16 protein-coding genes and 1 pseudogene are annotated in these 16,685 nt (G+C 58.4%); 2 read left to right on the forward strand and 15 right to left on the reverse strand.

The features are described 5' to 3' along the window. Positions 1-552: 552 nt before the first annotated feature. Positions 553-933: pseudogene (locus ABRP64_RS07470) on the reverse strand (helicase); the annotation flags it as partial. Positions 934-1,253: 320 nt separating this feature from the next. Between ABRP64_RS07470 and ABRP64_RS07475 the strand changes: the two are divergent. Continuing rightward, entirely contained in the window at positions 1,254-1,745 is a 492-nt protein-coding gene (locus tag ABRP64_RS07475; RefSeq protein WP_284622930.1) for a YbjN domain-containing protein, read from the forward strand. Further along, a complete protein-coding gene (locus ABRP64_RS07480) occupies positions 1,738-2,259 on the forward strand; it encodes a YbjN domain-containing protein (protein WP_302521201.1) in 522 nt (173 codons plus the stop codon). The genes ABRP64_RS07475 and ABRP64_RS07480 overlap by 8 nt, the downstream gene beginning before the upstream one ends. Before the next feature lie 134 nt (positions 2,260-2,393). Here the strand turns inward: ABRP64_RS07480 and ABRP64_RS07485 are convergent, their stop codons facing one another. The 14 genes from ABRP64_RS07485 to ABRP64_RS07550 all read right to left on the reverse strand — a co-directional run bounded on the left by ABRP64_RS07485 (position 2,394) and on the right by ABRP64_RS07550 (position 16,670). After that, positions 2,394-3,248: a PPK2 family polyphosphate kinase gene (locus tag ABRP64_RS07485; RefSeq protein ID WP_349866003.1), complete on the reverse strand. Its 855-nt coding sequence runs from the start codon at positions 3,246-3,248 to the stop codon at positions 2,394-2,396. A 148-nt stretch (positions 3,249-3,396) separates the two neighbouring features. Beyond that, positions 3,397-3,996 (reverse strand): transcription antitermination factor NusB, encoded by a 600-nt coding sequence (nusB, locus tag ABRP64_RS07490; protein WP_410757597.1) that lies wholly within the window; start codon positions 3,994-3,996, stop codon positions 3,397-3,399. Positions 3,997-4,032: 36 nt separating this feature from the next. Then, complete coding sequence (gene efp / locus ABRP64_RS07495) at positions 4,033-4,596, reverse strand: elongation factor P (protein WP_005283196.1); 564 nt, start codon at positions 4,594-4,596, stop codon at positions 4,033-4,035. A gap of 139 nt (positions 4,597-4,735) precedes the next feature. Continuing rightward, the gene (locus ABRP64_RS07500; protein WP_349866004.1) at positions 4,736-5,842 is read right to left on the reverse strand and encodes an aminopeptidase P family protein; all 1,107 of its coding nucleotides are present in this window, start codon (positions 5,840-5,842) and stop codon (positions 4,736-4,738) included. A gap of 135 nt (positions 5,843-5,977) precedes the next feature. Continuing rightward, complete coding sequence (gene aroQ / locus ABRP64_RS07505) at positions 5,978-6,406, reverse strand: type II 3-dehydroquinate dehydratase (protein ID WP_284769733.1); 429 nt, start codon at positions 6,404-6,406, stop codon at positions 5,978-5,980. Between the two features lie 2 nt (positions 6,407-6,408). Beyond that, positions 6,409-7,479 carry a 3-dehydroquinate synthase gene (gene aroB / locus ABRP64_RS07510; RefSeq protein WP_284796091.1) on the reverse strand — a complete coding sequence of 357 codons (1,071 nt, stop codon included), beginning with the start codon at positions 7,477-7,479 and terminating at the stop codon, positions 6,409-6,411. A gap of 62 nt (positions 7,480-7,541) precedes the next feature. After that, complete coding sequence (locus ABRP64_RS07515; protein WP_284769731.1) at positions 7,542-8,081, reverse strand: shikimate kinase; 540 nt, start codon at positions 8,079-8,081, stop codon at positions 7,542-7,544. Continuing rightward, positions 8,082-9,293, reverse strand: a complete 1,212-nt coding sequence (gene aroC / locus ABRP64_RS07520; RefSeq protein ID WP_284782020.1) for a chorismate synthase — start codon at positions 9,291-9,293, stop codon at positions 8,082-8,084. 21 nt (positions 9,294-9,314) lie between these two features. Continuing rightward, positions 9,315-9,755, reverse strand: a complete 441-nt coding sequence (locus tag ABRP64_RS07525; protein WP_284796088.1) for a prepilin peptidase — start codon at positions 9,753-9,755, stop codon at positions 9,315-9,317. 71 nt (positions 9,756-9,826) lie between these two features. Beyond that, positions 9,827-10,645 (reverse strand): shikimate dehydrogenase, encoded by an 819-nt coding sequence (locus ABRP64_RS07530; RefSeq protein ID WP_284852034.1) that lies wholly within the window; start codon positions 10,643-10,645, stop codon positions 9,827-9,829. A 35-nt stretch (positions 10,646-10,680) separates the two neighbouring features. Further along, positions 10,681-11,874 (reverse strand): endolytic transglycosylase MltG, encoded by a 1,194-nt coding sequence (gene mltG, locus ABRP64_RS07535; protein ID WP_284852061.1) that lies wholly within the window; start codon positions 11,872-11,874, stop codon positions 10,681-10,683. Between the two features lie 37 nt (positions 11,875-11,911). Further along, on the reverse strand, positions 11,912-12,463 hold the full coding sequence (ruvX, locus tag ABRP64_RS07540) for a Holliday junction resolvase RuvX (RefSeq protein ID WP_349866006.1): 552 nt from the start codon (positions 12,461-12,463) through the stop codon (positions 11,912-11,914). Between the two features lie 9 nt (positions 12,464-12,472). Continuing rightward, positions 12,473-15,157 carry an alanine--tRNA ligase gene (gene alaS, locus ABRP64_RS07545; RefSeq protein WP_284782026.1) on the reverse strand — a complete coding sequence of 895 codons (2,685 nt, stop codon included), beginning with the start codon at positions 15,155-15,157 and terminating at the stop codon, positions 12,473-12,475. A gap of 127 nt (positions 15,158-15,284) precedes the next feature. Then, the gene (locus ABRP64_RS07550) at positions 15,285-16,670 is read right to left on the reverse strand and encodes a replication-associated recombination protein A (RefSeq protein WP_349866007.1); all 1,386 of its coding nucleotides are present in this window, start codon (positions 16,668-16,670) and stop codon (positions 15,285-15,287) included. Between the last annotated feature and the right edge of the window lie 15 nt (positions 16,671-16,685).

Below are 16,685 nucleotides of genomic sequence, written 5' to 3' on the forward strand. Positions count from 1 at the left end.
GCGCAGAGACACCATCCCGCCCCAAGTTGTGCACCCAGCTCGCTAGCGGGCCGCGATGTCCGCCACTGTCAGAGTGGTCGCAGTGGTGGAGGGATGGGGCGTCGGCAAGCTCCGCTAGGCGATGGTGCGTGTGCCGAGCGCGCCCTGAGCGGGCTTTATCGAGCAACCCTAGAGAGCTCCTTTTCGACGATATCCTGTGAGTTGATGAATCTAAGAGGCACCTTTAGGAGCTCGTCGCCGAACTGCACCACCAAGCCTCACTAAGAAATTGAGAACCGCAGTCATAGGAATAGTAGCGATTGGCTCGGACGAGCTTGGTCGCGGCCGCGACTGCGTCCACTGTATGACCCGCTCGATTTCCGCGACGAGGTGTAGTGTTAGAAAATAGAGTTGATGACTACTTCCAAGCCCCACGCAGATGACACCGGCGATAGTGCTGCCGGGGCGGCGTCGACAAGCAGTGCAGCCACCAAGTCCGAAGGTACTGCCTAGAGTTGGGTGCTCGCGCTGTTTCGGATGGCATTGGGTGCCGGCATCCTGTTCCTGTCTCTACAGGCGCTCATCAGAAAGCGCCGACTTCACCGCGGAGAGCTGATAATCCAGCGGATCCGCCAGCATCTGCGTGGCCACCTCCAACCGCTTTTGGTACAGCGGCACCGGCGTGCGGCGCAGCGTCGACTCCAACCACAAGCGAGTATGCCGAAAGTGCGAAGACTCATCCGGGGTCACCGCGACATTGGCTGGGTCAAAGACCGTGATGTCATCAAGCGCGGTGAAGAAGGTCGCGGTGGTATCCCGCACGTAATCACTGACACCACGCGCACGAATGCGGAACCCATCAGTGGTGCGGGTGACGTTGCTGACCAGCCAATGCTCATCGCGGCACTCGATGGTCACACCGGGAGCGAGCTGGGAGAAATCGGGAAGACTCATGGACTCCAAAGTAGCAGCCAGGGGTGGGCTCGGACGTGGATTATACGGACCATAAATTCGGGCTATGCGTAACCGAGTAGGTGCTGATCCAGAGCTCAAAATCGTGGCCACGGGCAGCAGGTTGTGCACGCCGGCTGGTCAAGTCCGGTTGAGGAAATCTGCGGCAAACCATGTTGATCCGTCACGTACTTCGGTCCGCGTGCCGGACTGTGAACAAGACCTGCCACAATACTCACTTGCCAGAAAGCGCCGGTGTAGTTAGGTAAACTAGAAAGGGTTGACCATTATCCCCGATTAGTACATGGATTGAGACTACTTACGTGTCTGAAGAACCAACCCTGTATCCCGATACGCCCATTGAGGATGTCACCCTCGAGCGCATCGGTGAGATTTTTGACTCCGAAAAGCTCGAGTACCGCGTAGAAGAACAGACCGTCGGCGAAGGTGGAACGGTAAAGATCCTGCGCACCGGCTTTTCCAATATCGCTATTGCCCTGCAGGTGCGTGACGATGTCCTCGTGGCGGACTCCGTCTGGCGCGGTAATGCCCCAGCCTCGGAGGGCCCACAACTGCTCATGGTTCTCAACAAGTGGAACCAACAGCACTTCGCGCCCACCCTGCGCTTTTTTGAATCGTCCGAAAATAATCTGGCCGTCTCCGGCGTGCGCGAAATCAACATTTCCCATGGCCTGTCCCGCAACCAGATCGGTGCCTTCGTAATGTCCACCTTGGACTCCATGCTGCAGTCCATGGCTTTTGTTGAAGAGCACTACCCACAGCTTGTCACCTGGGAGGAGCATAACCATGACTAATGCATCCACCGCATCCACCGAAAACAACTTGCCCGAGGTCGATCTGGACCGCGTCGTTGCCGCCATGGGCACCTTCGATATTGAGCTGACCAAGGTGGAAGGCGAAATTGACGCCGCCACCGCCAACCTCAATGGCCTGCCCACCATGTTTGCTGTCCTGGATTCCGTTGTCATCGTGCGCTGCGATGTGCCAACCGATGCCTCATTTTCCAAGGCCGATGCCGGGCTCTTCCTCGCCGCCAACCAGATCAACTCTGTCGCATTTGGCGCGCGAGCCGTTATTTCTGAGCACGATGACATGCTCGTCGTCCGCACCGAGCGCGATATTCCCGCCGCCGCCGGAATGACCGATGAGCAGCTCACCACCGCTTTGAAGAAGGCCGTCGACGCCGTCATCAACGGCCAGGACGCCATGGTTTCTGCCGCCGAGGAAATGGCCAAGCTCGGATCTGAAACCGCCGCGAAGGCCGGAAACGGCAGCGAGGAAAACTCCACGCCGTCTGACAACGCTTAAGCCGCCTTACCTAAGGCCTTCTCCCCCGCACTTGTTTCGCCCCGCCTCGCGCATTCGCGTGCTAGGGCGCGGCGACAGTGCGGGGATTTTTTGGGCGCCTTGCCCTCTTGGGCTCTAGGCGCCGCGGCTAGTGCCTAGTCCGCGTCGAGGATACGCTGCTTTTCTTCCTCCGGATCGAATTCGGGCGCAGGCCACGACAGGTTCAGGTGCCGCAGTGCATCAACAATGAGGTACTTCAAGGCCATGCGCGCGTATTTCTTATTATCCGTGGGGATAACAAACCACGGCGCCCAAAGCTCATCCGTCCGGCGAATGGCATCCTCATAGGCGGCCATGTATTTATCCCAATAGCCGCGCTCTTCAAGGTCTGAAGGATCGTACTTCCAGTACTTATCCTCACGCTCGGTTCGCTCGATGAGGTTTTCCTTTTGGAACTCCGGTGAGATGTGCAAAAAGACCTTCAATATCTTTACCCGCTTTCCGGCGAGCTCTTGCTCATACTCACGAATCGCCTCAAAGCGGCGGTCGATTTCTTCCTCATCTACCCACTCGTGCACGCGTTGGATCAAGACGTCCTCGTAGTGGGAACGGTCAAAGGCCACTACCTGGCCGGGAACCGGATCGTGTTTGCGGATGCGCCACAGGAAATCGTGTTCCATTTCCTCTTCCGTGGGCTTACCAAAACCCACGGTCTTGGTACCCTGCGGATCGAAGACGGAAAAGACGTGACGAATCGCCCCGCCCTTGCCGGAGGTATCCATTCCTTGCAGGACCACTAAGAGCGAAGGTGCGTCATCGCTGTGTGCCCTGCCATTGGCAAAAAGGCGCTCCTGCAAATCATAGAGCTCATCGTCATAGCGTTCGAAGCGGTCCTCTAAGTCAGACTTTGAGCCATCGAATCCTGGAGTCGCCGTGGGATCGACATCCGCAAGCCGAAAGGTTTTACCGGCGCGCAGGTCTAGCGCATCTTTGATCTTAAATTTACCCATGACACACAGTGTACAAACGCCAGGGTGTGGAGCGGGTGGAGCGGGCGAACCGGGGCTGGCTCCCGCGGCTCCCCGCGGTGGGAAGGCAGAAGCAATTCCCCGGCTGTTGTTTACCTTTTACTTAGGAAGCCGAGGAACTAGGACTGGATTAGGAGTTGTCCTCGTCCGTTTCGGCGCTCGGGGACGACTCTTCTGGCGTCGCTGACTCCTCTGGCACCTCTGCATGCGCCGAAGGCTCAGAGTCCTCCCGGGAATCCTCGGCTTCCGCGTCGTCGCTTTCTTCCTCTTGACCGACGTTATTCATCGGGCTTAACTCAGAACGAGATTGCGCGACGTCATCCAGGACCGCGTGGATATACGGTGCGGCTTGATCGTGGGAATACTGCGAGGCTAGCTCCACGCCTTCGACGACAGCCGTCGCGGTGGGAACGTGCGGATTAAATAGCAGCTCCCAGACCGATAGGCGCAGGATAGCGCGGTCGACGGCGGGGATCCGGTGCAGCTCCCAGTTCTGGGAAAGATACCGCGAGATCGTGTCATCGATAGCGTCTAGCTCTTCTGCGACACCTTGGACGATGACCTTGGTGTAGTCCGCAATCGGCGCTACCGCGTGGCGATCTTCGCGCGCCAAGGCAACGCGATCCTCAACGATAGCCACGGGATCAACGTCCCGGTTCTCCGCTTCATAGAGGATATCCGTTGCGCGCCGGCGTGCGCGGTAGCGCGCGGTATGGCGTTTATGATTGATATCCCGCTTAGCAGTGTTATCAGACAAGATAAAGCCCTAGTTATTGACGCGGGACAGGTACTCGCCAGTGCGGGTATCGATCTTTAGTACATTGCCGATTTCAATGAACAGCGGAACCTGGATCTCGGCGCCGGTCTCCAGCGTCGCGGGCTTGGTGCCGCCTGAGGAACGATCACCCTGCAGACCTGGTTCGGTGTGCTCTACCTTGAGGTCGACGGAGATAGGAAGCTCTGCGAACAATGCCTCATCCTCGTAGAAGGAGACCTGCACGCGCATGTTTTCCAGCAGGAAACGGGCGGCATCGCCAAACTTCTCCGGCGAAAGCTCGAACTGCTCGAAGGTCTTTTCATCCATGACGACATAGCTGGTGCCGTCGTTGTACAGGTAGGTCATATCGCGACGGTCCACCGTAGCGGTTTCTACCTTGACGCCCGAGTTCCAGGTCTTGTCCACGGTCTTTCCGGAGACAACGTCCTTGAGCTTGGTGCGCACGAACGCTGGGCCCTTGCCCGGCTTCACATGCTGAAACTCGGTGATCTGCATCAGCTTGTTGTCAATCTTGAGAACGAGTCCGTTCTTGAAATCAGTAGTATCAGCCATTGCGGTTAAACTCCCGAATATTGTGGTTGAAAGGTTGAAAGCAAAGTATAAGCCTACCGGATAGCCTGCACCCGCTGAGCCACCGGTACCCCCTAAAATCTCCGCCCCTAGGAGGGAGGAGTTACGGGACCAAGCCTACCTATGCCGGCAGCTCCGTAAAGTCCTTGGAAGCGGCGGTAATGATCTTTGGGGCTCCATTGGTGATGATGAGCGTATCTTCGATGCGTACGCCACCCTTGCCCGGCACATACACGCCCGGCTCGATGGTAAGGGTCATTCCCGGGGCCAGTTCTCCCTTACCGGTCGTGGCGGCAAAGGGGGCCTCGTGCACGTCCAAACCCACGCCGTGCCCAGTGGAGTGCACGAAGTAGTCGCCGTATCCGGCATCGGCGATGATGGTGCGGCAGGCGGCGTCGACATCGGAAAGCGACGTGCCCGCAACCGCAGCCTCGACACCGGCCTGCTGGGCGCGCAGCACCACATCGTAGATCTCCTTGGCAAAGTCATTTGCCGTACCCACGACGTAGGTGCGGGTGCAGTCAGAGTTAAATCCGCGCAGGTGAGCGCCGAAATCGATGGTGACCAAGTCTCCATCTTCAATCACGCGATCGTCCGCGCCGTGGTGCGGCATCGCAGAGTTCGGACCAGAGGCCACGATGGTATCGAAGCTCACCCGCTCCGATCCCAGGATGCGCATGCGAAATTCTAGGTCAGCAGCAACTTCGCGCTCCGTGCGGCCCGCCCGCAGCTCGCCGACGGAAATGAGGTCTTCCAACGCCTGATTAGCAAGCGCCGCGATCTCCTCCAGCTTTTCCAGCTCTACGGGATCCTTCGTGATGCGGATATCTTCGATGATTCCAGAAATGGGTACCAAGGTGACCCCATCCGGTGCAGAATCCTTCAGCTCTTCCAATTCCGATACAGACATGTAGTCAGCCTCAAAACCGACGCGAACCGGCGACTGAGCATCATCGAACTGCTGCAAGAGCACCTTGCCTACAGCACGGCCCTCTACAGCTTCTAGATCCGGAACTTCCTGGGCAATCTGGGTGGTATAGCGGCCATCGGTAGCCATGAGCGCGGAGAGATCCTTGCGCAGCAAAAGCCCACCGTTGGAACCGGAGAACCCGGACAAGTAGCGGACGTGGATTAAGTGGGTTACCAATACCGCATCAATGCGCTGACCAGCTAATTCGGCGGCTAACTTCCGGCGGCGATCGCTGAACCGGGTATCTGCAAGTGCCATAGAATCATCCTTTGCGGGAATCGTATTGAAGTGTAAAAATTTATTCTTCCACTATATCTATTTCCGCGGCGATGATGGCTAGGTTCAGTACCTACGTACCGCCTGCACCCGAAAAGGCGCGATTCGGGCCGGCAATTATTGGCACAAATAATCCACCGCGGCGCAGTACCCAAAGACCCCCAGGCCGGCGATGACGCCGCGGGCAATGGGGCTCAAATAAGAATGATGGCGGAATTCTTCGCGGGCATGCACGTTGGAGATATGCACCTCGACGAAGCCTGCGCCATCGGCAATTTCCGCCAGGGCATCGCGCAAGGCGACGGAGGTATGCGTCAGCCCACCTGGGTTAATGATGACGGCACTTCCGGCATCGGCGGCCGCATGGACCTTCTCGATGAGCTCGCCTTCAAAATTAGACTGGAAAAACTCGATGTCTGCCCCGTGCTTCGCCGCATGCTCGGACACGAGCTTTTCAACATCGCTTAGCGTCGTGGAACCGTATACGTCCGGTTGGCGCTTGCCCAACCTATTTAGGTTCGGGCCATTGAGAACAACGATTTTCATATCTACTCCGTGATGGCGGTATATGCCGCTTCTAGCTCTTCGCGCGTCGGACCCTCTATCCGCGTCGTCGCGCCGATACCGGTGAGCGCCACGAAACGTATCTTCCCATCGCGGTTTTTCTTATCGTGGGTCATTGCCTCATATAATTCCGCGAATTTGCCCGGTTCATACGTCGTAGGCAGCCCGATATTGCTCAAGATACTGCGGTGCATATCCACCAGTTCTGCATCTATGAGGCCCCGGTGGTGGGAAAGATGGGCAATGAACATCATTCCTACGGCTACCGCGTTGCCGTGGCGCCACACATACTTTTCCTGCCTTTCCACGGCGTGGCCAAAGGTATGCCCATAATTGAGGGTCTCGCGCAACCCGGCTTCCTTGAGATCTTCTCCCACCACCGCAGCCTTTACCGAGATAGATCGCTCGATCAATTCAGGCAGAACACCGCGTGGGTCAAGGCAAGCACCTGGATTTTCCACGTAGTGCTGCACAATGACCGGATCATGAATGAACCCAGTCTTAATGATCTCAGCAGAACCAGCCACGATCTCCGCCTGTGGGAGGGTCTCTAGGCGCTCCAGATCGACGAATACAGAGTCCGGCTCGTGGAAGGCGCCGACGAGATTCTTCCCGGCCTTCGTATTAATTCCAGTTTTCCCGCCCACTGCGGCATCAACCATGGCGAGAAGGGTCGTAGGGACCTGAATCACTTTGATTCCGCGCATCCACCCGGCAGCGACAAAACCCGCCATGTCCGTGGTTGCCCCGCCGCCGACGCCGATGACGACATCACTGCGGCTAAAGCCCGCCTCACCAAGGCGGTCCCACACGTTTCCCACCACGCTAAGTTGCTTCGCCGCCTCGGCATCCGGCACCTCGAACAAGACTGGGATGACGCCGTGTGCTTCAACGGATGCTGCGAGCTCTTCTGCTGCGGTGCGCAGGGCCGGCTGAAAGATGATTGCTGCCTTATCAGCGCCTGTGTCCGCGCAGCGCCGTGCGATATCTTCGCTGAGTCCAGCTCCTATGCGGACCTCATAAGGGCTCGGCCCGTTAACGGCGATGGTGGGCATGATGGTGTCCTTTCTACGGAGCGATAGCCTGCAGGATTGCGCGGGTAGGTGTAACTCCCCGCCTAGAGGGTTTCTAAAAAGCCCAGGATATCCCCCACCACCTGCTGCGGGGAGCGAGTATCCGTGCGCACGCGGAAATCGGCCACCTCCAGATAGAAGGGCCTGCGCGTTTCCACAATAGACCGATAATGTTCAACCGGATTATCTGCCGCTAACACCGGACGATTGCGATCGCCGGCCGTGCGGCGCGCGCCTTCTTCTGCGGAAATATCGAGGAATACGACCGTGTGGCGCTCTAGAAGCTCACGTGTGGAGGCCGTCATCACCGCGCCCCCACCAAGGCTTACTACCCCACCCTTTTGCAGGGCTGCAGCGACATGTTCGGCCTCAAGCTCGCGAAACGCTGGTTCGCCTCTCTCACTAAAGACCTCACCGCAGGGTTTTCCCTCGGCCATTTCAATCAGGTGATCCGAGTCCACCAGATCGCAATTCAGCGCATGCGAAAGCCGGCGGCCAATCGTGGATTTTCCCGCACCTGGCGGGCCAATCAAAACGACGCAAGGATGTGGCTGTCCCGTTACATCGGTTGGCGTTGTCATCATTTACTCCTGGTTAAAGGCGAGACGCTGCGATACGTATTCTTCATATGCAGCAACGGCGCGGGAGGTTTCGCTCAAGCTATCTCCGCCAAATTTATCTAAAACTGCGCGCGCTAGCACGAGTGAGACCATGGCTTCAGCCACCACTCCTGCTGCCGGCACTGCGCAGACATCTGAACGCTGGTGAATTGCCGTGGCATCCGCACCTGTTTCCATGTCAATCGTGTGCAAAGCGCGCGGCACCGTGGAAATCGGTTTCATGGCGGCCCGGACACGCAATTGCTGCCCGTTGGTCATGCCGCCTTCCAAGCCTCCGGCCCGGTTGCTGAGCCTTGTGACACCATCCTCGGTGCGGACCATCTCATCGTGGGCTTCGGAACCGCGTCGACGTGCCTCTTCGAAGCCATCGCCGATTTCTACGCCCTTGATGGCCTGAATACCCATCAAGGCTCCGGCAAGCTGCGCATCCAAGCGGTCATCGCCGGAGATATGTGAGCCGAGGCCAATAGGTAGACCATCGACGATCACCTCTACGATTCCGCCTAAGGTATCGCCCTGCTTCTTTGCGGTTTCAATCTCTGAAATCATCGCCGATTCGGCGTCTTTGTCAAAGGCGCGCACCGGAGAATTATCAATATCCTCGATATCCGCAAAGCTCGGGGAAGCTCCGGTATAGGGCTGCGATGCGCCGATAGAAATCACGTGGGAGAAGACCTCAACTCCCAACGTTTCCCGTAGGAAGTTCCGCGCTACCGTCGCGGCGGCAACACGTGCGGCGGTTTCCCGGGCAGAAGAGCGCTCCAAGATGGGGCGGGCCTCGCTGTGGTTATATTTCACCATGCCCGCGAAATCAGCGTGGCCTGGGCGCGGGCGCTGCAAGGGTGCACCCCGGCCCGAATTCATCGCCTTCGCTACGTCCTCATCCTCCATATCGATGGGATCTGCGGACATGACGGTAGTCCACTTCGGCCATTCAGTATTGCCAATCATGATGGCAATGGGGCTACCAATCGTCAGCCCATGGCGGACGCCGCCGAGCAGCGTTACCTCATCGGCTTCGAATTTCATGCGCGCGCCGCGGCCATATCCTAGGCGGCGCCGTGCAAGCTGATAGGAAATATCAGCACGGGTAATGGGCACTCCGGCCGGCATGTGCTCCAGCATGGAGATCAGTGCCTGGCCGTGGGATTCACCAGCGGTAGTCCAACGAAGCATGCGGGTATTATCGCACGGCCCCTATCCACAAGGAGCAACTAGGCACCTCAATATATTCGCCTCCCCCTCAATGAGGGGATAAACCACCATAACCAGCCCAGCGGATACCACCATCGAGGGACCGTGAGGCACGCCGCCCTTGACGCGCGCGATACCGCTTGCCAGCAATGTGACTACAGCGGCGCCACCACAGGCCATGAGGACGGCCAATGGTCCTGCTGTGGCACCAACGAGCATCCCCAGTGGCAGGGCCAATTTAATATCTCCCCCGCCGATGCCAGCACCCCGCAGAGCCACTAGGAGGTACAATACTGGCCACAATAAACCGCCCCAATTGAAAAAAGTGACAGATAAAAGCCCAGCCGGGATGGTCAGCACATCCGGCAAACGCCGCTCGCGGATATCCCACCAGGACAACGCAGACGCCCACAGGCCATAAACTATTCCCCCGAAAATCCCCATGACATAAGGCTAAGCGCCGCCCTGCCACTCTTCATGGCATGGCGGCGCACATGGGCGTATTCCCAGAAAGGTTAGAGATTGCGAAGGCGAAGCTCTTCTTGCAGTGCCGCAACCATCTCTTCGCGCGGTGCGGTAAGACCGGTGAATTGCTCGAATTGACTAAATGCTTGATGTGCCAGCATGACGTGCCCACCCACGGTGAAATAGCCATTCGCAGCGGCGCAGGCGGCGAGCGTCGTGGGCCACGGATGATAAATCACATCGAGTACTGGGGCGTGGGCAAGCTGGAAGCGATAATCCTCTAACGCTGCCGAAGGAACGGTAGAAATAATCAAATCCGCGGAGCGAGAAAGATCCTCGAGATCATCGTCAAAAGTAGCGTACTGCAGATTGAGTCCCAGCCGGTCCGCCAAAGGCTGGAGCTCTGCTTGGCGGTTCGAGCGGTTCAAGATGGTTACCTGGTCGATTCCGCGTTCTGCTAAAGCCCACAGCGCCGGACGGGAGGTTCCACCCGCGCCAATGATAAGGGCCTGAGACACGGGCCGGAGCCCGATGAGTTCTTGCAGCGCGCCGCGCACGCCCTCAGTATCTGTGTTGTCCGCGCGCCAACCGTGCTGGGTGCGAACCAAGGTATTAGCAGAACCGATGAGCTGTGCACGCTCGCTTTGTTCTTCCGCAACCTCGAGCGCGGCGAATTTACCGGGCATGGTCACGGAAAAGCCGCGGTACTCGGGGCCGCATTCTTCTAGGAATGGGGCGAGGGTATCGGCCGTAACCTCAAAGCGGGTATAGGACCAGTCCTTGAGCCCCACTGCGGCATACCCTGCGTTGTGCAGGATAGGCGATAAAGAGTGAGCGATGGGGCTACCGAGTACTGCGGCGCGCGGCATGAAGAGCGTCTACCTTTCTGGCTGCGGCCTAGTGCCTACTCAGCCGGTTGATCCGAGGCGGCATCGCCGTTGCCGGCTCCTGCTCCCTCACCCTCGCGCTGCGAGTCGAGGACGCCGGAGCGGATGGCATCGTCCACACGGTCCAGGTGCTCATCGTAGGTATCAGAGAACACGGTGGTGCCGTCCTTATCCACGGTGACGAAGAACTTCCAGCTACCTTCGGCGGGTTCTTCCATGGCGCGAATTGCCTCATCAGAAGGCGAGGAAATCGGCGTATCCGGCAGGCCTTCCTTGGCGTAGGTATTCCACGGAGTCTTTTCCGCACGAGCCTCATCGGTGGTGGCAAGCTCAACGTCTTCCAGTCCGTAGTTCACGGTGGAGTCGAACTCTAGGCGCATGGGCTCGTCAAGGCGGTTCAGGATGACGCGAGCGACCTTGTCGAATTCGCCGGCAGGCGCCTCACGCTCAACCAAGGACGCAGAGGTCAAAAGCTCGTACGGCGACAGGCCGATGGCCTTGGCGCGATTTTCGATATCGGTTTCCTCATAGCGCTTGGCAGAGCGGGTAATGAGGTCCTTCAAGATATCCTTGGCGCTCATATTCGGGTCCAGGACGTACTGACCAGGGGCAATCAGGCCCTCAATACGCTTCGGGTCATTGCCGCGCTTTTTAATCGCGTCAAGTGCCCATTCGGGTGCGCCGAGCTCCTTAGGATCAGTTTCTGCCGCCGCCTTTTCCAGCTCTTCCTTGTCCAGGCAATTGCCGTCATCGCAGCTGACCTGGGAGATCAAAGAGTAGATACCAAAGCGCACGTCACCGCCGACGACCTTCACGTCCTCCAGGGTGGCACCGCCTTGGACCTCAAGCATGTCCACACGGTTGTTTTCATCGAGCAATGCCTCTACCGCATTCGCCGCGCTCATTTCTTCCTGCAGGCGGTAGAAGCCAGGCTGAATCTGGCTGGCGCTGTGGTTCATCGACGCCGCGGAGTCGAATGCCTCTTGGGTCTTGACCACATTCTTATCCACGAGCGTGGGGCCCAGCTCGGACATAGACGACCCTTCGGGGACCTCCACCAATTGCGTGGTGCCGTTACCGGCCCCTTCGTAGTCGGCCGAAGAAGTGCCGATGCGTACTCCGATGTAGATCAGAGCTCCTAAAATGACGATGACGGATGCGACCACCACGGCGATGCCGCGCTGGCGCCGCTTGACGTACTTATCATCCATCGATCGCCCGAGGCGTTGTTGGTTACGGCTCACGTGTTTAGTCTCCTGAGTTTGAAGGCTGGGCTACTGCATCATCCGAGCGGAGCGCGTTAGCACGCCCATCCAGCCAGGACTGTAGTATTTCCACCGCTGCAGCTTGGTCAATGATTTTTCTGCCCTTCTTTTCGGACACGCCGGACGCGCGCAGCGCGGTGGTTGCCGTTACCGTCGTCAAACGTTCATCAGCCAAGCGTACTGGTGGTGGAACTTTATCTATATTTTCATCTTGATTCAAGCGGCGTCGAATCCGAAACGCAATTTCTTTCGCGTGTTTTACACTTTTTGACCCATTTCCTTGTAAATCACGCGGCAAACCAACAATGACTTCTACCGCGGAATATGCCTCAATAAGCTCCAGAATTCGATCAATGTCTTCTTGATCGCGGTCTTTGAATCCGGTCTTCCTGGGAACGGTTTCCACAGGGGTAGCGAGGGTGGCCTCCCGGTTGGATACCGCAACGCCAATTCGCACTGTGCCTACGTCGAGTGCTAACCGGCGGCCCTCGCCTGGGTCACCTACTCCCGGGGAATCTGGTTTAACTTTTGCCATAATAAGCCCTTAGCGCGACTGCAAAAGGTCCTTGACGGCCTCGAAGCCCCGCTGCGCACCTTCCGGCGCGGTGCCGGAGCCCTGCGCCATGTCCGGCTTGCCGCCGCCGCGACCGTTGACGTATTCGCCGAGGCGCTTGACGATGTCCCCAGCTTTCACGCCCTCGTCCACCGCCTTGGCCGTAGCGGCCGCAATGAACGGGAACTTACCCTTGTCCACTGCACCGAGCACGATGACAGCGGCCGTATCCTTCATGCGGTTGCGGATATCGGTGGCCACGGTGCGCAGGTCGCCGCCCGAGGTGCCATCGGGAAGCTGCAGCGCAATGGTCTTGATCCCATTGACCTCGGTAGCCGAGTCGATGAATTCAGAGGCGCGCGCGGTCAGTTGCGCCTTGCGCAGGACCTCGATTTCCTTCTCAGCGGCCTTGAGCCTCTCCGAAAGCTGCGAAATGCGCTCTGGGAGCTCCTCCGACTGCACCTTCAGCTCGCGAGAAACGCCTTCTACCAGCGCAGTTTCCTTGGAGTAGTACCGGAAGGCATCCATGCCGGAGTAAGCCTCAATGCGGCGGGCACCGGAGCCAACCGAGGACTCACCGAGCACGGAAACGGGACCGATCTCTGCCGAGGAACCAACGTGGGTGCCGCCACAGAGCTCGATGGAAAATGGTCCGCCGATTTCCACCACGCGCACCTGGTTTCCGTAGTTTTCACCGAACAGGGCCATAGCACCCATCGCCTTAGCCTCTTCCAGTGAGGTGTCGATGGTGTTGACGGCCATATTGGAGTCGATCGCCTGGTTAGTAATCAGGGCGATTTCTTCCATTTGCTCTTTGCTCAACTGCTCGGTGTAGTTGAAGTCGAAGCGCAGGTAGCCCGGACGGTTAAGGGAGCCTGCCTGCACGGCAGTGGGTCCCAGCACCTGCCGCAGGGCTGCGTGAATGAGGTGGGTGGCCGAGTGCGCCTGGGTCGCACCGTGGCGCCACTTCTCATCTACGGAAGCCTCAACAGACATGCCAAGATCGAGCCCACCGGCGGTAACGGAAGCCTTGTGTACCCACAGCTTCTTGCCAATCTTCTGGACGTCATTGACCTCCAGAAGGGATTCGCCCGCAGAAATGCGGCCGCGGTCAGCCATCTGTCCGCCGGACTCAGCGTAGAGCGGCGAGTGGTCCAAAATAACCTCAACCTCATCGCCCTCGTGGACCTCGTTGACCTTCTGGCCATCTTTGACCAGGCCGATGACGTTCGCCCCCGAGACCAGTTCCTCATAACCGGTGAATACGGTGGGGTTATTATCTACCCAGTCGCGGTACAAGGAGAGGTCGGTGTGGCCGTGCTTCTTGGCTTGGTTATCGGCCTTGGCGCGGCGGCGCTGCTCGCCCATGGCGGCATTAAAGCCTTCCATGTCCACGTCAAGGCCGGCTTCCTGCGCCATTTCCAGGGTGAGGTCAATGGGGAACCCATAGGTATCGTGCAGCTCAAAAGCCTTATCACCGGAAAGCACCTTTTGGGTCTTCGCGCGGTGGGTAGAGCGCAGGTCATCCACGGCTTCATCGAAAAGCTTGGTGCCAGATTCCAGCGTCTTCAAAAACGCCTTTTCCTCATTGATGGCCACGCGGAGGATGCGCTCGCGGTTATCCGCAATCTCAGGATAAGACGGGGTCATGGTATCCATGACCGTATTCATGAAGCGCTCCATGGTGGCGCCCTCGGCGCCGAGCAGCTTTGCGGAGCGAATGATGCGGCGCAACAGGCGGCGCAAGATATAGCCCCTGCCCTCATTACCTGGGGTAACGCCATCCAAGATGAGCATCATGCCGGTGCGCGAGTGGTCAGCCACCACGCGGAAGCGGATATTATCCTGCTGCGTTGCCTTCTCGCCGTAGGTGGCGCCGGTAAGCTCCTCAGCAACGTCAATAACCGGGCGGAGCAGGTCGGTTTCGTAGACGTTGTCTACTCCCTGCAACAGGCAAGCGACGCGCTCGATGCCCAAGCCGGTATCGATGTTTTTCTTCGGCAGTTCGCCGACGATCTCAAAATCGCCCTTTCCGGTTCCCTCGCCGCGCTCATTTTGCATGAACACGAGGTTCCAGATCTCCATGTAGCGGTTATCATCCGCAATCGGGCCGCCGTCCTTGCCGTATTCGGACCCGCGATCGTAATAGATTTCCGAGCAGGGCCCACATGGTCCCGGCACGCCCATGGACCAGTAGTTATCTTCCATGCCCAGGCGCTGGATGCGCTCTTCTGGCACGCCGATCTTATCCCGCCAGATTTCCGCTGCCTCATCGTCATCGAGGTACACGGTGACCCACAGGCGCTCCGGGTCCAGGCCAAACCCGCCGTCTTCTACGTCTTTGGTCAGCAGGTTCCATGCATTGGAAATGGCGCCTTCCTTGAAGTACTGGCCAAAGGAGAAGTTACCCGCCATTTGGAAGAAGGTGTTGTGGCGGGTGGTAATGCCAACTTCCTCAATATCCAAGGTGCGCACGCACTTTTGGATGGAGGTAGCAAGCCCTTGCGAAAATGGTGGGGTCTGCTGGCCCAAGAAATAAGGCTTGAAGGGCACCATGCCCGCGTTAACGAAAAGCAGGTTAGGGTCATCCAGGATCAAAGAGGCGCTGGGGACAACCTCGTGACCAGAATTGACGAAGTGCTGGGTAAACCGTTCCCGGATCTCATGAGTCTTCACGAGCAATAATCCTAACTGTCTAAGCTTTTATCTTCCATCAAGAAGCTTTCTAACCCATCCAACTTTACCTACTGGTGGGCAGGCCTTGCCCATCGGTGGGGCCAAAACCAGCCGAGCAGGCTCGCACTCAGCGGCGCTTGCCGCGAAGTATCCTGCGCAAACGGCCAATATAGTCAAAGATTCGTTTTTCAGCGCCGTGCTCGGTGGGCTCATAATATACGGTGCCCTCGAGCTCATCGGGCAGGTATTGTTGCTCCACTACCCCGCGCGGATCATCGTGGGGATAGGAATACCCCGTCGCATTTCCCAGCCGTTTTGCGCCCTCATAGTGCCCATCGCGCAGGTGCGGCGGCACGTGGCCGACCTTGCCGGCGGCGACATCGGCTTGTGCCTTAGTAATGGCAGCGATTACGGACGGCGATTTCGGCGCCGTCGCCAAGTGAATCGTTGCCTGCGCCAGCGGGATGCGCGCTTCAGGCAAGCCGATTAGTTGTGCCGCCTCTGCGGCCGCGACTGCGACTTGCAAGGCCGTGGGATCAGCCATGCCAATATCCTCTGAGGCGTGAACCATCAGACGGCGGGCAATAAACCGCGGATCCTCGCCAGCCTCAACCATGCGCGCTAAATAGTGCAGCGCGGCATCGACATCAGAGCCGCGGATGGACTTGATGAAAGCGGATGTCACGTCGTAGTGCTGATCGCCGTCGCGGTCATAGCGCACCACCGCCCGATTCACGTTATCCGTAATCGTGGCCGCGGTGATCTCGCCGCCATCATCAACCGCTTCCGCGGCCGCTTCGAGGTAGGTCAGACTGCGCCGAGCGTCGCCCCCAGAGAGCACGACGAGCTGGTTTAAGGCCTCATCAGTAATGATCAAGTCGCGCTCCCCTAGCCCCCAGTCGCTGTCTAGCGCGCGGCGCGCTACGCCCTTGAGATCCTCCTCGCTCAGCGAGTGCAGCTGCAGGAGGAGCGAGCGGGATAACAACGGCGAGACGACCGAGAAGGATGGGTTTTCGGTCGTCGCTGCAACGAGCAGGACCGTCCGGTTTTCCACCGCTGCCAGCAAGGCGTCCTGCTGGATTTTGGAGAAGCGATGAACCTCATCAATAAAAAGCACCGTCCTGCGGCCGTGGATAAGTTCCTGCCGGGCGTGGGTAATGACTTCGCGCACCTGCTTCACCCCTGAATCAAGGGCGGAGAGACCAACGAAGTTTTGGCCCATCTGGCTCGCGATGAGCGAGGCAATCGTTGTCTTGCCGGTCCCGGGCGGACCATACAAAATGACCGAGGCCTCGCCGGATCCTTCGACCAGCCGGCGCAGCGGCTTGCCGGAAGCAAGGAGGTGGTCTTGCCCCACGACCTCTTCCAAAGTCTGCGGGCGCATGCGCGCGGCCAAGGGCGAACCGGAGTGCGTGGCAAAGAGATTGGCCGTGGGAAAAGACGATGCCGAGCCATCGCCTCCCATGCTGCCGCCGGCATTGGGAGAGGCGCCGAAGAGAGAATCCTGGCTCATGTGGTTTTAGCTCCC

The sequence above is a fragment of the Corynebacterium sp. KPL4015 genome (assembly GCF_040225725.1).
GTDB classification, from domain to species: Bacteria; Actinomycetota; Actinomycetes; order Mycobacteriales; family Mycobacteriaceae; genus Corynebacterium; species Corynebacterium rhinophilum.

What these genes read in the sequence shown, in the direction of transcription:
- ABRP64_RS07480 (WP_302521201.1), top strand. Translation starts at nt 1,738, where the DNA reads ATGACTAATGCATCCACCGCATCCACCGAAAACAACTTGCCCGAGGTC.
- ABRP64_RS07485 (WP_349866003.1), bottom strand. Translation starts at nt 3,248, where the DNA reads ATGGGTAAATTTAAGATCAAAGATGCGCTAGACCTGCGCGCCGGTAAA.
- efp (WP_005283196.1), bottom strand. Translation starts at nt 4,596, where the DNA reads ATGGCTGATACTACTGATTTCAAGAACGGACTCGTTCTCAAGATTGAC.
- ABRP64_RS07500 (WP_349866004.1), bottom strand. Translation starts at nt 5,842, where the DNA reads ATGGCACTTGCAGATACCCGGTTCAGCGATCGCCGCCGGAAGTTAGCC.
- aroQ (WP_284769733.1), bottom strand. Translation starts at nt 6,406, where the DNA reads ATGAAAATCGTTGTTCTCAATGGCCCGAACCTAAATAGGTTGGGCAAG.
- aroB (WP_284796091.1), bottom strand. Translation starts at nt 7,479, where the DNA reads ATGCCCACCATCGCCGTTAACGGGCCGAGCCCTTATGAGGTCCGCATA.
- ABRP64_RS07515 (WP_284769731.1), bottom strand. Translation starts at nt 8,081, where the DNA reads ATGATGACAACGCCAACCGATGTAACGGGACAGCCACATCCTTGCGTC.
- aroC (WP_284782020.1), bottom strand. Translation starts at nt 9,293, where the DNA reads ATGCTTCGTTGGACTACCGCTGGTGAATCCCACGGCCAGGCACTGATC.
- ABRP64_RS07525 (WP_284796088.1), bottom strand. Translation starts at nt 9,755, where the DNA reads ATGGGGATTTTCGGGGGAATAGTTTATGGCCTGTGGGCGTCTGCGTTG.
- ABRP64_RS07530 (WP_284852034.1), bottom strand. Translation starts at nt 10,645, where the DNA reads ATGCCGCGCGCCGCAGTACTCGGTAGCCCCATCGCTCACTCTTTATCG.
- mltG (WP_284852061.1), bottom strand. Translation starts at nt 11,874, where the DNA reads ATGGATGATAAGTACGTCAAGCGGCGCCAGCGCGGCATCGCCGTGGTG.
- ruvX (WP_349866006.1), bottom strand. Translation starts at nt 12,463, where the DNA reads ATGGCAAAAGTTAAACCAGATTCCCCGGGAGTAGGTGACCCAGGCGAG.
- ABRP64_RS07550 (WP_349866007.1), bottom strand. Translation starts at nt 16,670, where the DNA reads ATGAGCCAGGATTCTCTCTTCGGCGCCTCTCCCAATGCCGGCGGCAGC.